This is a genomic window from Sphingomonas sp. PEI4 (genome assembly GCF_056679955.1).
Map to the genome: position 1 here is coordinate 171,598 of NZ_JBWXPI010000002.1, position 14,649 is coordinate 186,246.

Genomic DNA, 14,649 nt, shown 5'->3' on the forward strand with positions numbered 1-14,649 from the left:
TTCATCGATTCCATTCGGCCGCTACGGTGCCGATCGGCTCCGCTTGTCGGGCCCGCATAAACCATAAAGAGTGTGTCAACCGGGTGCTAGCCGGAAGACCGTAGGGAGAGTTCGATGGCGAGTATTCCGGAACGTCGGACTGGACGACCGACCATTGACGAATCCACCGCCTTGCGTGAGGATATCCTGCAACAAACGCTGGTCGCCTTGGGAACGGTAGGTTCGGAAGGTCTGTCGGTGGATAGGTTGGCGGAACAGATCAACGTCACCAAACGGACGATCTATCGTCACTTCAAGAGCAAGGCAGGCTTGATCGATGCCGCAGTGAGCTGCGAAATTGATCGCTTGCTGAAGGGCGTGGATCAACATGACCTTGACAAACTGTCTTCCAGTACCGCCCTTGAGCGCCTGAAGCAGTGGATCAGGTCCATCTTTGATTTCATCAGCACGCCGGAGACTCAGGCGTTTCGGCGTTTCATCGCCTTTGAAGCTGCGAACGATCCGGTGATAAGCCGTCGATCTGAGGAATGGTATCAGCGGTTATTTGACCGAAGTTGCAGTCTAATCGCGGCAGCGCAGGCGGAAGGTATGATCGGCTCTGGCAGTCTGCCACGCCTTACCCTGCTCCTGTTCGATCTGGTGATCAGCTTCGAACGGAGGAGCCGGTTGACCGATCAATTGCACTCGCTTGGCGAAGACGATCCGGACAGGTATTTTCATTTGCGGTGGTCGGCTTTTCTGTCGCTAGCTGCGCCGCATCCGTGGTTCGACTTTCTGCGTGCGACGGCGCAGGCACCGGGTGGACTAGATCCTTAACATAGCCTTGGTCGCCGGCAACCAAGTTGATGCGCGCCGGCATTTACAGCGCGACCGGTCTTCGTGCGGCGATGGCGGAGGGGAAGCCGAACATTCAGAACCTTTCGAGACGGCGCGGGCATTACGGTATCAAGCTATCCCGTCGCATGAGAGTAGGGTCAACCGGCGGCCGGGTTGAACCCGAACAGCAATACGGCGAGGCGCCCATGGTGAGCGTTGAACAGTTGAACAGTTGAACAGTTGAACAGTTGAACAGTTGAACATAGAGTACCTATTGAGTCACCAACGGCAAACGGATCTCATTGGCCGGTCAAGACGTCTTTCAGGAGCCAAATTGCCCTACGCTTCTTCCATCACGCTCAATATGTCGTCGACCTGCGCGGCCGCGAACGCAGTATACTCGTCGCCGATGGCGTAGGGCAGCAGAACGCGCCGGCCGTGGAGCAGGGCGCCACAGCTATAGGTGACGTTGGGAACATAGCCGCCGCGTTGTTCGGCGGCAGGAAACAGCAGCGGCGACGGTGTACGCGCCAGAACACGTGACGGATCGTGCTTGTCGAGTAGGCACGCGCCGATGCAATAGCCGCGCACTAGCCCAACCCCGTGCGTGAAGACGAGCCAACCCTCCTCCAGCTCTATCGGCGAGCCGCAATTGCCCATCTGCACGAACTCCCAAGGATATTTGGGTGCCATGATCGGCGCTCCCGTTTCCCAGGTGTAGAGATCGTCGGAGTGCAGCAGCCAGATGTTCTCACTGTCCTGTCGCCCGAGCATCACGAACCGCCCGTCGATACGCCTCGGGAACAGCGCCATGCCCTTGTACCCTGTCATAAGCCCCCTCAGCGGGCGCATCTCGAACGTGCGTAGATCGACGCCCCGAAGCATTTCCTGCCGCACGTCCTTGCCGTCAAACGCTGTATAGGTGCCGACGAGGCTCTGAGTACCATCATCGTCGGTAAAATTGACGAGCCGCAGATCTTCGACGCCCTGCCGCTGGCTCGGCAGTACGGGAAAAATCACGGTTTCCGAAACGTCCTGTATTGAGCGGCGATCTGGATGAGACAGTAGCGGCGATCAGGATGAGACTCTGCGGCCGTGACGGGAGCGAGATTGTCGCGGCGCGACAGGCAATGCAAGGCCAACTTTGGTCTTGATCGCCGCTCCGCGACAGACGGTGTCTCAGCTTGATTGTCGCTGGAGGGCTGCGCGGCGTCGGTAGCTCTCGACGTTCATCTCGAAGATGGTGGAATGATGAACGAGGCGATCGACAGCGGCGAGCGTCATGGCGGGGTCAGGGAATACGCGCGACCAGTCGCCGAATGGCTGGTTGGCGGTAATGAGGGTTGATCGGCGTTCGTAGCGGGCGCTAATCAGTTCGAAGAGGACGGAGGTTTCGGCCTGGTCCTTGGTGACGTAGGCGAGATCGTCGAGCACGAGCAGGTGATATTTGTCGAGCTTGGCGATCGCACTTTCGAGGGCGAGCTCACGGCGCGCGATCTGCAGTTTCTGGACGAGATCCGAGGTACGGGTGAACAGGACGCGCCAGCCCGCCTCGATGAGTGCCATGCCGATTGCAGCGGCGAGATGGCTCTTCCCGCCGCCCGGTCCGCCAATCATGATGAGGTTGGCCCCCTTCTCGAGCCAGCTGTCGCCGGCGCAGAGCGCCATGATGTGAGCCTTCGAGATCATCGGCACGTTGGTGAAGTCGAAGGTGTCGAGGGTCTTGCCTGGTGGCAGGCGTGCTTCTGCCAGGTGCCGCTCGATGCGTCGCCGGTCGCGTTCGGCGATCTCATGCTCGGCGAGCGCGGCGAGGAAGCGGGTGGCCGGCCACGCCTCCTTGTCGGCGCGTTCAGCGAACTGGAGCCAGGCCTGCTTGATGGCAGGCAGACGCAGTTCGTTGAGGATGAATGCGAGGCGCTGGGTGTCGACAGCGGGGTTCATGCGGCCGCTCCCGTCAGCAGAGTGTCGTAGACGGCAAGCGAGGGCAATTGCACCGAGACGACCGGCAAGCTGGCCGGGTCTGGTGAGAAGCGTGCTCGTAGCTGCGTGAGGTCTGGCAGGCGCCTGGCGTCCAGATCCGCTGCCAGAACATCTGCCAGCTCTGCTTCGCAACCCCGCTCATGCGCGAGCGAGAGCAACTCGACCATGATCTTGCAGGCGACGCGCTCGGGCAGTTGTTCGATAAGACGGTCGAATGTCCGGCGATACGCTTCGCGCGGAAAGATCTGGTCGCGGTAGACGAGGTTCATCAGCGCCATAGGTTTGCGCCGCAGGCTGTGAATGACGTGCCGGTAGTCGACGACGTGTCCGTGCTTGCCGTCGCTGGGCGTTCGTCCGCGACGGAGCGTCATGAGACGCGTCGCGCCGAGGAAGATATCGAGGCGGTCGTCATACAGGCGGACCCTCAGCCTGTGGCCGATGAGGCGCGACGGGACCGTGTAGAAGACCTTCTTCAGCGTGAAGCTGCTGGTCGAGGTGACGGGGACAATGCTCTCCTCATAGTCGCCGGTGCGAAGCTGCGGGAGCGGCTGCAGCGTTGCGCGCTCGGCATCGATACGAGCCGCGTTGCGTCGGTTCTTGCGCGCGACGATCTCGTCGATGAAGGCGCGATAGGCGGTCAAATCGTCGAAGTCGCCGGATCCGCGCATCAACAGTGCGTCGTTTACGGCATATTTGAGATGGCCGTGGGGGCTTTCGATAGCGCCGTTCTCATGGGCGACACCGCGATTGTTGCGCGTCGGCTCCATCGCATAATGCTCGCAAAGCGCATCATATCGCCGCGTCAGGTCAACTCTGGCGTCAGCGTCGAGATTGCGGAATGCGGCCGACAGGCTGTCACTGCGGTGTAGGCGTGGCGCGCCGCCTACCGCCCACAGGGCGTTCTGCAGTCCCTCGGCCAAGGCGACATAGCTCTCGCCGCCGAGGATGACATGGGCGTGCTCGAAACCCGACCAGACCAACCGGAAGTGATAGAGGAGATGCTTGAGCGGCTCGCCGGCGACCGTGACGGGCACATCGAGGTCGCCCATATCGGTGAAGTCCGACAGGCCCATGTGGCCGGGCTCGTGGGTCTGACGGAAAATGACTTCCTGGTCCTGACCATGCCGCGCACGCCATGTCCGGATGCGCCGCTCCAGGGTCCTCCGGATACCGGGCGACAGATCCGAATGCCGGCGAAGCATCTCCTCAAATATGGCAACGGCCCGCAGGCCGGGAGCCGCCTGGAGAAGTGGGACAATCTCGGTGTCGAAGATCTCTGCCAGCGGGTCTGGTCGGCGCCGACCTCGCGGCTCCGCCTTCTGGGACGGGAGTTTGCCGATCGTGTCCCACCGCGTGGTGTAGCTTCAGCGGCGTAGCCGCTTTGATCTCCGGGCAGGGCCGGGTCGATTACGCCGTCATGGACGACAACGTGACGGTGGTATCATCGCCCAATTGCGTCACGCTTTCCAGTGTCATGTAACGGCCCCGCTGAACCGCCCACTCATCGTTTTGCTCGAGCAGCAAGGCGCCGACCAGCCGGGTGATGGCATCCTCGTTGGGGAAGATGCCGACGACATTGGTGCGCCGCTTGATCTCGCCGTTGAGGCGTTCGAGTGGATTGGTGCTGTGCAGCTTGGTGCGATGCTGTGGCGGGAACGACATGTACGCGAGCACGTCCTCCTCGGCAGTGTCCATGAGCTTCGCGAGCTTGGGGACATTGGGCCTGAGTTGATCGGCGACCTTGCGCCACTGACCCTTGGCGGCTTCGGGCGTCTCCTGTGCGTACGCGGTGGCGATGAAGGCCGAGACGACGCGCCGCCCGCTCTTGCCGGCATGGGCCGTAGCGTTGCGCGCGAAATGTACGCGGCACCGCTGCCACGTGGCGCTGAACACGCGTGAGACGGCAGCTTTGATGCCCTCGTGGGCATCCGAGATGATGAGTTTCACGCCGCGTAGGCCCCGCCGCGCGAGGCCGCGGAGGAAGTCTGTCCAGAATGTCTCGGCCTCCGACGCACCGATCGCCATGCCGAGCACCTCGCGCCTGCCGTCACCGTTCACGCCGACCGCAATGGTGACCGCGACCGAGACGATCCGACCAGCCTGACGCACTTTCAGGTACGTCGCGTCGACCCACACGTATGGCCAGTCGCCTTCAATGGGGCGCTCGAGGAACGCCTTCACGCGGACGTCGATCTCCTCGCAAAGCCGGCTCACCTGGCTTTTCGAGATGCCGCTCATACCCATGGCCTTCACCAAATCGTCGACCGAACGGGTCGAGATGCCCTGGATGTATGCCTCCTGGACGACTGCGGTTAGCGCTTTCTCGGAAAGGCGCCGGGGCTCCAGAAAGGCGGGAAAGTAGCTGCCCGTCCTCAGCTTGGGGATACGCAGTTCAACGGTGCCGGCCCGCGTTTCCCAGTCCCGCTCGCGGTAACCGTTACGTTGCGCGAGGCGGTCACTGCTCTTCTCGCCATAACCCGCGCCGGTCAGACTACCGACCTCCAGGTCCATCAGCCGCTGCGCGGCAAAGCCAATCATTTCGCGTAGGAAATCTGCATCCGCGCTCTTTCCCACCAGCGCTTGCAGGTTCATCGTATCGTCGGTCATCGAAGGTCTCCGTTGGTTGAGTCTTGCAACCCAAACCTATCCGAAGATCTTCGATGGCCACCCGTGAACCTGACCGGCCGCTACAGCGCTGGATGATAGCGCGCGACCGGTCAGCTTCACTACCGCTGAGCTACACCACCAGCGGGGACACGACCAGTTTGCCGCCCTTGAGCAGTCGATAGGCGGTCGCCCGGCTGATACCGGCCTTGGCCGCTGCCACGGGCACCGGGTCGCTTTGACGATGTTTCATAAAGAGCCTCGTTTGATGATCGTTGACGTGTCGACCGCTCACCTGCGCTCTTCCCCCAAGGAAAAGCCCAGATGTAGGCCGGTCACGACCACCAAAGCCCTTCGAAAGGGCTTCCGTTTGGGGCTGTCGGCTCCGGGCTACGCCCTACGCCGACAGCCCCAAACGGAGTCTCATCTTGATTGACGCTGCTGTCTCACCTTCATCGCCGCGCAGCAGTCCTGACTGTCTTCGCACCGCAGGCGCACCCATTCCTCGTCCGTGCGCTCGATGCGGGGCGGCACGCCGTTCGGGCTGGTAGGATCGAGGACAAGAGTGTCGCCGGAGCCCCACACACCGGTGCGGAACGTAACCGACGAGATGTGGCCTTCGCCGATCCCTCGCAGCGCCAGCAGGAAGCGCACGCCGCCATCCACAGTCGGTGCACCGTCGGTCAGCCGCACAATGCTAGGATTGAATAGTGCGGCCGATTCGAAGGCATATTCCTGACTGAAATACGCCCCTATCAGCAGCTGTTCCGCTCCGTCAGGATCCACCACGCCGAACTCGTCGCTTATCTCGGCGAAACGCCGCAGAAATATCTGATCGGCGTTGCGGTGGCGCTCGTTCATTGGTTTTGAGAGCAATTTGAGCATCCGTGACCGAAATGCTGGCTCTAGCGCGTGGATCCGCTCCGCAACCGCCTCGCGACGCGACGGCCGATTGGCCGCGAACGCCGCGGGATAGCCGAAGTCGAATGGCCGGATGACGGTCCTCGATGGATCAGGCTTTAGCTCGATCTCGAGCTTGGTAAATACGTCCGCTGCGTCCATCGACGTCGAGCCTTCCTATATGCGGCCCGGCCTAGCTGCGAGCGACGACGCTTGAGCGCTTTGGGGCGCGAATATATCCATGCGCGGCATCGTCATGCTGCACCGACCCGCGTTGACTCACAGGCGTGGCTCGCAGACACCCTGACGCGCCTCGCCAACGGCCTCCGCACAATGCCAGCGGCGACCGGTTGAACCCACTACGGCGTTTTTAAGACGTTGCGCTCCACGCGCGCGAGGTCCAACTCCTGCGTAGTCGCGCAATCTCGAAAAGCTTGATCCACTGGCGACGTGATCGCCGACACTGGCGGCTCGCGCCGGGCTTACCGGGGGGCGCTGCTATCTCCGCATTTGCGCTGCCAACGACGCAGCATTGTGGGCATGATCCTCAGCCCTGCTGCCGCCTCGGTCCGCATGCGACCGCTCGTCTAGACGATTCGAGGATTTCGCGCTTGAACTCATCGATAACCTTCGTCGTACTCGCCATTTTAAACCTCCTGGCTCCGCGCAGCCATCATTGGTGTCCGTCACACCGAAGGAAGCACGCCTACCCCAAGTTAGGATAGTCTTGCCTCTGGCTTGACCCTGCGTCCGAGTATGTCGACCAGCCACAAAAGGCTTCCCTTCCAGATGCCATGCAAGCGTGCCTGGTAGCTCCGGTAAAGCATTGCATGGCCCAACTGAGCAACGCGTCCACGGATAAAGCCGCCATCGAAAAAGCCGAAGCGGCCGAGCGATCCGTAGGCATCGTAGCCGCCCAGCGAAACAAGTCCGCCGAAGTCCTTATAACTCGCCGACGGGGCGTGTTTACCTGCTATCAGGCCAGGCAGATACCGGCACAGGTACCTGGCGTGCTGGCTGGCCGCCTGTGCGGTCGTGGGAACCGGTGTATCACTGCCGGGGAGCTTCGCGCTTGCGCAATCGCCCAGAGCATAGATGCGCGGGTCCCCCGCAGTCGCCAGCGTAGGGCCGACAACAAGCTGGCCGCTCAAAGAGCGCTCCAGATCCGTCAGCGTATCGATTAGCGGCGGTGCCTTAACGCCTGCAGCCCAAACTTTCAGGTCCGCGGGGACCGTGGTGCCGCCCTCCAGTGCGAACGCCGTTTTACCTACGGCTGTCACACGAGTCCCCGTGCGCACGGTAACGCCAAGTTGCTCCAGCTTGTCTCGAGCGGCGTTCCCCACCTTTTCCGGGAAAGGCCCAAGCAGTCGAGCCCCGGCTTCGATCAGCACCACGTTCAGATAGCTCGACGCATTGGCGATCCCATATCGCTCGACCACGCTGGCGATCTGGATGAGTTCTGCTGCCAGCTCTACGCCCGTCGCGCCGCCGCCAACGATGCCTACCGTCAGGGCGTTTCCAGTCGCAAGACTCTTCACGAGATGCACGCGCAGGAGATCGTTGAATGTGATCGCGTCCGATCGGGTGTCTATCCGCTGGCAATATTCCGCAACACCGGGCGTATTGAAGTCATTTGCCCGGCTGCCGACCGCGAGCACCAGCGTGTCATAGGGAATCGTTCGTCCAGGCACGATGTCCTCGCCCCCGACCTGCAGGGGGGCTATCTGCAACTTCCGACGATCCCGATCGATGCCGATCACTTCGCCAAACTCATAGCGGAAGCCGCGCGTCCGTGCTTGCGCGGCATAGACCGTCTCCTGCGCCCCAGCATCCGACGTACCCGCCGCGATGGTGTGCAACATCGGCTTCCACACATAGGCAGTTTCCCGGTCAACAAGCGTAACGGCCAACGTCTGCGTGCCCGACCGTTTGCCAGAAAGGCACGTGGCAATGTCCAGTCCCGCCACCCCGCCGCCGACGACCACGAGCCTGTGTTCCTTATCCATCTTCATGCCTCCTGCATCACGTCCGAAACTCCATGGCTACGGCAAGCCAAATGCATGGCCTCATTTTCGCGCGATCAAAGGCGCCGCAGTGTCACGCAACATTGCGGCGTCGCCGACCTCGTGCCCGATTCTAAGGCGCGCGATATCCTCGCCGAGCAGCTGCTGGCGAGGCAGCGGTATAATGCCGGGGATCGGACGCGGCGCCGTCAAATTGCCGAACGCGCCAGATATGCTGAACGCCGCGGGCGGCAACGCTTTACCGGCGACTGCCGTCATAGCATCTGCCCCCGACCCTGCGTACACCGTTCGATAAGGTCAGCTAGACCGCCGTCCATGATGCGAACACCTTTCAATAGTAGCCCTTGACGCAGCGCTGGGAACTAGCGGGGACCGTGAGGTATACGCAGGTGAGCTTCACTCAGGCTGCCTCGGCGCGACTCTCTGTTTGCTGCTGTCGCCACGCACGCAATATTCCGATCTGGTTATTATCGCTTGGGGACATCTCCCTTACAGAGAGGCTCGATTCTGCCGAAGGCGGTTCGCTCGACCCGATGCAATCGGCCGATTTGGCAAGCGCAGGCGGACTATCGCCCTCGAGCAGTTCGAGCAGGGTGTGTCGGCCGCGCGAAATACGACTTTTCAACGTGCCCAGCGACACGTCCTCAATTGCTGCTGCTTCTTCATAGCTGCGACCTTCAATGCCAACGAGATGAATAGCGCGCTGCTGTGTCGCTGTCAGGCCAGTCCAATAGCGCCCGACATCCTGCAGAAAAATTGCGGCCTCCTGTCCCGACGCAACGGCCACATCCGGAAATTCGTCTCCATAGGTGTCCGTCTTGGCGACTCGTTTGTGGCGAACATGGCTCAGGAAGCAGTTACGAAGAATGCGATAAACCCAAGCCTTGAAACTAGTGCCGACCACGAACCTGTCGCGATTCCGCCACGCGCGGATCGCAGCATCTTGAACGAGATCCTCCGCCAGATCGTTATTGCGCGCTAGCGAACGGGCGTACCGCGATAGGCCAGGCAGGACTTCGCGGAAGACACGGTTGAACTGCCCGTGATCGAGCGTCGGCGGGTACGGCGCAAGCTCCCTCGCTGACTGGGGGATCGTCATAAGCTTCACCTCGAGATTTCTGCCTCGACCGACCTACAACCTCAAATTGAGATAGAGACACCCGCCGGGATACCTTATTGTCTGATCCTAGACGAATAAAGCTCCCCAATGTTCCGTTTGTGCACCTATAATATCTCCGCCAGTATCCTTACCCCGTGAGCCCTTGAGGCTAAAACGCTTAGATATGGCTGCCTTCGCGCTCAGCGGCTGGCATACCTCACGCGGCTGGCCGGCTCGACGGGCTGCTCCAGCCCGGAGACAAACTAGGACGCCGTCGGCTGCCGAGAAGACGCGCGCTCACTCACTCCGCGCAGCGGCAAAGGAGGCCCGATGAGCTATTTGATCTCTCGTACAGGCGCCCGGCTCATCGAACGCCTGATCCTTCTTCGCGGGTAAGCGTCCTCCTGTCACGTAGGACTGCCCACAGCCTCGGCTCACAAGTTGCACCCGGCCAGCTTGATGAATGCGGCCCACTGCAGAGCGAAAAGGTGTTCGTTGCCGACCCCTCCCAATATAAGGTCACTTGGGCAGTTATGGTTTATCCGCAAAGGCGCTGCAGGCGCACCCCGGCCGCCTGCTCGACGACGAGGCTCGTCACGATCAACGCCGGAATTACGACGGCGACGGTGATGATGAGCATCGTCACCGTCGCTGCCCTGTTGCGGCGCTCTGGCCAGCGCGTGAGCAACTTTTGGAAAAGCGGCTGGAAGGGCAGCGCGGCCAAGACCGCCCACAAAAGAGCGCCAGCAAAGCTCGAAACGACCAGAGCGAGGCCGATCGTGATCAGACAAAGAAATAGAACAAGCCCGCCGTTTTCGACGGGCCGTCGATTAATAGCCATTCCGCTTGACCTTTATGTGGCGAAGGTTCGAGCATAACAACGACCGGGAGTCGCGCAAAGTCTCGCTGCGACCGCTAACTCTCAGCATTCCAAATAGCTCCTCTCTAGGTTTTCTGATTGTTGGGCATGCGAGATAAACTTGAAATCAGGTAGCGAAGGACCGCGTTGGCGTTTATCGTTCAACCAGCCGGTGTTGGACAATCGCGCTGCTCGATCGACTCCTGCCTTCGGGCAAGCATCTTTGCGTTGGCATGGTGCAGAGCGCAGCACCGCAGCGCTGCGCCTTTGGGAAACCCCGAGTTGGGGCTTAGGAGCGCAATGCGAGCTCGAGTAGCCGTCTCCCCGCGGCTATGAAAATCCTAACTGCCGGCCCCTGACATCCCTCGTCAACGTGCCGCCTGCTGGCGAAAGGCTTTCAACGCCCGCCGCGCTCACGCCACTGCGATTGCCTGCGGGCACATAGCCGCCCCCAGTCAGTTGAGCCACCATACCAACAAACGACAGGCAGATGCGCGATGCACTTTGGACAGAGACCGGCATGCCGCCGCTGATGGCGGTACAATCACCCACAGCGATGACTGCTGCCGCTCGGATACGGCCTGGGACTGTCAGCATCGAAATCGCCGACGATCGTCAAGACGGCTTGAGAGATGGCCGACCTTATGCCGATGCCGTCCAGAAGGCCCTCCTGAACGCGAACTTCATAGTGCTACCAGCGGGTAGCCCGAGCCGTTACATCGCGAGAATATCGATTACGCGTCAGCATCGCGGAATAGCGACATCCGGTACAATCGTCAGGAGCCCCTCCGCCGATGTCGGAAGCTGGGGAGTTGGTGCTCGGGTAACCTTGCCTTCAACAAAACGAGAGGTGCACGATCTCATCGTGACTGAACTACGAGTGCAAATATCACTCCGGAACGGTCAACCAGGCATTTGGGCAGGCAGAGCGCTAACGGCGCAGGTAGATGGCACCGAAGCGGGGAGCTCTGCAGCGATAGGCAACAAGCTTGCTACGGCTCTGCTATCACAATTCCCACGTCTTCTTGATGGTCCGATATCGGTTCCGTGAGGCTATTTGCGTACGGGCGCTCCGTGCTCCCACCCTGAAGCGTAGGTGGGAAGCCCGAAGGCTACAGCAGCCGTTACGCCGAGCACACCGACGTCGTTAGCGGCGTGTACGTCCAGTGGGAACGCGCTCGAATGTGAGACGACGACGTATGACGCCGGAGGAGACTGATGCTAATTTACAACGGCTTCAATTTAACAAACCTCCTGGCGCCCGAGGCCGTACAGATTCTCCGACCGCGACGTTGCGGCATTATCACAGAGGGAATTCACTTGTTGCGCACTTTACGTATTTCCAGCCATGTCGCTGTGCTTGCCACCACTGTTCTCGTGGGCGTCGCCGCCCCTGCGTTTGCGCAGGACGCGGCGCGCGGCGCGCCCGACGACATGGCCGCTCGGGCGGACGCCGACACTATAACAGTCGGCGTCGGGGCAGCGTTTGTTCCGGATTACGAAGGCTCGAACAACAACAAATGGTCCGCCGCACCGGTGGCAATCGGAACGGTCGGCGGCTTTGGTTTCAGTGTGCTCGGCAACCGAGCAAGCATCGACCTCATTCCTGACAAGGCGTCCAACGGGCTAGACTTCCAGGCTGGCCCAATCGGCGTGCTCAACTTCAATCGCCAGAGCACGAAGGGCATCGACGATGACCGCGTCCGTGCGCTCGGGAAAATCAAGACCGCGATCGAGGTCGGCGGCTATGTGGGTGTCGGCAAGACCGGTGTTATCACCAGCCCCTACGACAAGCTGTCGGTAACGCTCAGCTATCGCCACGACGTGAACAATTCGCATGACAGCGCAATCTGGCAGCCGACGGTCAGCTATCTAATGCCGGTCAGCACGAAGGCCGCGCTGGCACTGTTCGGATCGGCGGAACATGCCGGCCGCGGGTACGCGAACACCTATTTCAGCATCACGCCTACGCAGAGCGCTGTAAGCACGCTGCCGGTCTATAACGCCAGCAAGGGCTGGAAGAGCTACACACTCGGCGGGGCCGTCACCTATTCATTGACGGGCGATCTGCTGCAAGGGTTCAAGCTGGCTGCGGGCGGCACGTATGTCCGTCTGCTCAACGATTTCGCCGACAGTCCTGTAACGAGCATTGCCGGATCTAAGTCCCAGTGGCTTGGGGCTGTGGGCATCGGCTACACCTTCTAAGGATCCAAGCCGTAGCGCTGAACCGGATTTCGGATTGTTCCTTTCAACACCGACGGTCCGAGGTTTTTTGCGCCCGAGAACCAACGTTCCGCCACTCACCCCTGGTTCGGGAGTGATGGCGGAGTACCGGTACACACTAATTAAATGGAAAACAGCAACCTTGCCGAGTTGGGTAGATTTCGGGGGTTTAGCGCCACGTCCGGTGATGTTCGTGTAGCCTAACCCTCCGCAACCACACGGGCGTACCTCACCTTCTTTATAGTTTTGGCTCAGGGTCTCACACCGGCTCGTATTTCCGTTGCTCCTTGTCACCGCAGAGCACGAAGTGTCGTTAGTTAACGCGGATTTGTAATGGAACTTTAGGTTGCGGATAGTGTTTCGTAACCAGCCAACATCCGCTGGGCGGAACAGTCGGCAGGTCGATGTCAGATCAACCTCCTTTCTTGGCTCCACCGCCCGTTCTCACGTCCAAGGACTTATACTATGAAGATTACCATTTTTGCGGCCGCTCTCCTTTCATGCTCCGCCGTTGCAGCCGCGCCGTTACTCGCGCAAGATCCCACGACGACAACCGGCTCGATGAGCAGCAGCGATGTAGGCGTCGCGCCCTTGTCCGGGCAGTCCGCGTCGGACTACGTGAATGCCGCATCCGACAGCGACCTTTATGAAATTCAGTCAAGCCGCGTCGCGCAAACGAAGTCCAAGAACGCTAACGTCAAATCGTTCGCTCGCCAGATGATCGCCGATCATACTACGACGACCAATTCTCTCATGGCGGCGCTCAAGAATCCGGAGCGTACGATCGCCAAGCCCTCGCCTAAGCTGTCGACTGCGAACGCGTCGAAGATCGAGCTTTTGAAGAAAGCTCCCAAGGCAAGTTTTGACCAGCTGTATATGCAGCAGCAGATGCAGGCTCACCAGACTGCATGGGCAATCCACAAGGGTTTCGTACTCGACGGCAATGATCCGGCGCTCAAGCAGGTCGCATCGACGGCGTTGCCGATCGTCGAACGTCACTTCAGTTCTCTGAAGGCCGGTGGAATGGCGGGAATGTAACCGAGCGAGGCGCCTGCACGACAGGCGCCTTTTCGGCGACAACGCCATGGAGAGTCGGTTCTGGCGCTCCGTTAACACGCAAAGGATTTAGCTACATGAAATCACGTACCATGGGGTTGCTAATCGCAGTCGCTGCCGTTTCGCTCGCCGGGTGCGGCGGTAAGGGCGACGACAAGCTCGGCAGCCAGGTCGAGGGTGCCGCAGACAACCGGGCCGATGCGCTGGATGCACAGGCAGACAATATGGAAGAGCAGGCAAAGGCCATTCGCAAGGACGGCGAGAAGCAGTCGGATGCGATTGACGACGCCGATGTGAACGCAGCGGCAATGCCGCAAGCTCAGCAAGATGCTCTGATCAACGGCACTGAAAAGCTGCGGTGACTGTACGCCTGCGCGAACCTATTGCGCAGCTCCAGTAGTGGATCAGGGTCCAAGCGAGATCGTGCGGGATTGTCGCTAACGATGCCGGACGCTCTGGAATATATATCGGTGCCCAAGCAGAACTCTGCCAAACCTCGGTCCAGGCACTTAAATGACGCCCGAAATGTCAACGCGCGGGAGATCCGAACTGCGCCGACCGGGACCCCACCTATTGCTTATTTGCGGTTGCCCAAATAGTTGCGCCGATCACAGCTGAGGTACCATTTGGACGCCGATCCACACCATCCGACGTTGAATTGCGCCTTAAAATCGGCAACTGATGTTCGTCAAGATAGCGGTCGTCGGTCAATCAAAAAAGACGGCGACTCCGCTATCTGCGGGAAGGCCATGTCCCCCCTTATAGGCAACTAAAGCCTCGCGAATGATCCCGTCGGTAACACCGCGACTCCGACTCGGGAACCTTCCTCGCACCGACCTCACGAAATGAACCACAGTCCTATCGGCAGAAGGGTTCTGCTGACGCCACCTCTCTGCTCGAGACAGGCACCACCGCGCACTGAAATGGACGGTTATGCCATCTGACCGGACGAGCTTGTATCGCATGTCCCCATCCGATCCCACGCCGTCGATAAACAGCTCAAGCCCCCGATGAAGATCGTACGTCCTGAATTCGACGGGGTCTGCGACAAAGGTCATGAGATCGCTTTTTCACCAATCGCGGAGTGC

11 protein-coding genes and 2 pseudogenes are annotated in these 14,649 nt (G+C 60.4%); 4 read left to right on the forward strand and 9 right to left on the reverse strand.

The genetic code is table 11. The features are described from left to right. The first annotated feature begins 114 nt into the window (after positions 1–114). Complete coding sequence (locus AC1MLZ_RS19910; protein WP_480961728.1) at positions 115–816, forward strand: TetR/AcrR family transcriptional regulator; 702 nt, start codon at positions 115–117, stop codon at positions 814–816. 339 nt (positions 817–1,155) lie between these two features. Here AC1MLZ_RS19910 and AC1MLZ_RS19915 read toward each other — a convergent pair. From AC1MLZ_RS19915 to AC1MLZ_RS19955, 9 genes and pseudogenes are all read right to left on the reverse strand, one after another. Beyond that, positions 1,156–1,854: pseudogene (locus AC1MLZ_RS19915) on the reverse strand (glycoside hydrolase family 130 protein); the annotation flags it as partial. Positions 1,855–1,995: 141 nt separating this feature from the next. Further along, positions 1,996–2,757 (reverse strand): IS21-like element helper ATPase IstB, encoded by a 762-nt coding sequence (gene istB, locus AC1MLZ_RS19920; RefSeq protein ID WP_159513485.1) that lies wholly within the window; start codon positions 2,755–2,757, stop codon positions 1,996–1,998. Continuing rightward, positions 2,754–4,130: pseudogene (gene istA, locus AC1MLZ_RS19925) on the reverse strand (IS21 family transposase); the annotation flags it as partial. The pseudogene istA and the gene istB, both read right to left, overlap by 4 nt. 73 nt (positions 4,131–4,203) lie before the next feature. Then, entirely contained in the window at positions 4,204–5,403 is a 1,200-nt protein-coding gene (locus AC1MLZ_RS19930) for an IS256 family transposase (RefSeq protein ID WP_480958258.1), read from the reverse strand. A 420-nt stretch (positions 5,404–5,823) separates the two neighbouring features. After that, positions 5,824–6,462, reverse strand: coding sequence for a hypothetical protein (locus AC1MLZ_RS19935; protein ID WP_480961729.1), 639 nt, complete (start codon positions 6,460–6,462; stop codon positions 5,824–5,826). 554 nt (positions 6,463–7,016) lie between these two features. Continuing rightward, complete coding sequence (locus tag AC1MLZ_RS19940) at positions 7,017–8,306, reverse strand: NAD(P)/FAD-dependent oxidoreductase (RefSeq protein WP_480961730.1); 1,290 nt, start codon at positions 8,304–8,306, stop codon at positions 7,017–7,019. A gap of 60 nt (positions 8,307–8,366) precedes the next feature. After that, a complete protein-coding gene (locus AC1MLZ_RS19945; protein ID WP_480961731.1) occupies positions 8,367–8,582 on the reverse strand; it encodes a hypothetical protein in 216 nt (71 codons plus the stop codon). A gap of 142 nt (positions 8,583–8,724) precedes the next feature. Then, on the reverse strand, positions 8,725–9,423 hold the full coding sequence (locus AC1MLZ_RS19950) for a sigma-70 family RNA polymerase sigma factor (RefSeq protein WP_480961732.1): 699 nt from the start codon (positions 9,421–9,423) through the stop codon (positions 8,725–8,727). 538 nt (positions 9,424–9,961) lie between these two features. Beyond that, the gene (locus tag AC1MLZ_RS19955; protein WP_480961733.1) at positions 9,962–10,264 is read right to left on the reverse strand and encodes a hypothetical protein; all 303 of its coding nucleotides are present in this window, start codon (positions 10,262–10,264) and stop codon (positions 9,962–9,964) included. Between the two features lie 1,341 nt (positions 10,265–11,605). Here AC1MLZ_RS19955 and AC1MLZ_RS19960 point away from each other — a divergent pair. The 3 genes from AC1MLZ_RS19960 to AC1MLZ_RS19970 all read left to right on the forward strand — a co-directional run bounded on the left by AC1MLZ_RS19960 (position 11,606) and on the right by AC1MLZ_RS19970 (position 13,923). Next, positions 11,606–12,487 (forward strand): MipA/OmpV family protein, encoded by an 882-nt coding sequence (locus AC1MLZ_RS19960; protein ID WP_480961734.1) that lies wholly within the window; start codon positions 11,606–11,608, stop codon positions 12,485–12,487. 483 nt (positions 12,488–12,970) lie between these two features. Further along, positions 12,971–13,543, forward strand: a complete 573-nt coding sequence (locus AC1MLZ_RS19965) for a DUF4142 domain-containing protein (protein ID WP_480961735.1) — start codon at positions 12,971–12,973, stop codon at positions 13,541–13,543. A gap of 95 nt (positions 13,544–13,638) precedes the next feature. After that, the gene (locus AC1MLZ_RS19970; protein WP_480961736.1) at positions 13,639–13,923 is read left to right on the forward strand and encodes a hypothetical protein; all 285 of its coding nucleotides are present in this window, start codon (positions 13,639–13,641) and stop codon (positions 13,921–13,923) included. Positions 13,924–14,649: the final 726 nt, after the last annotated feature.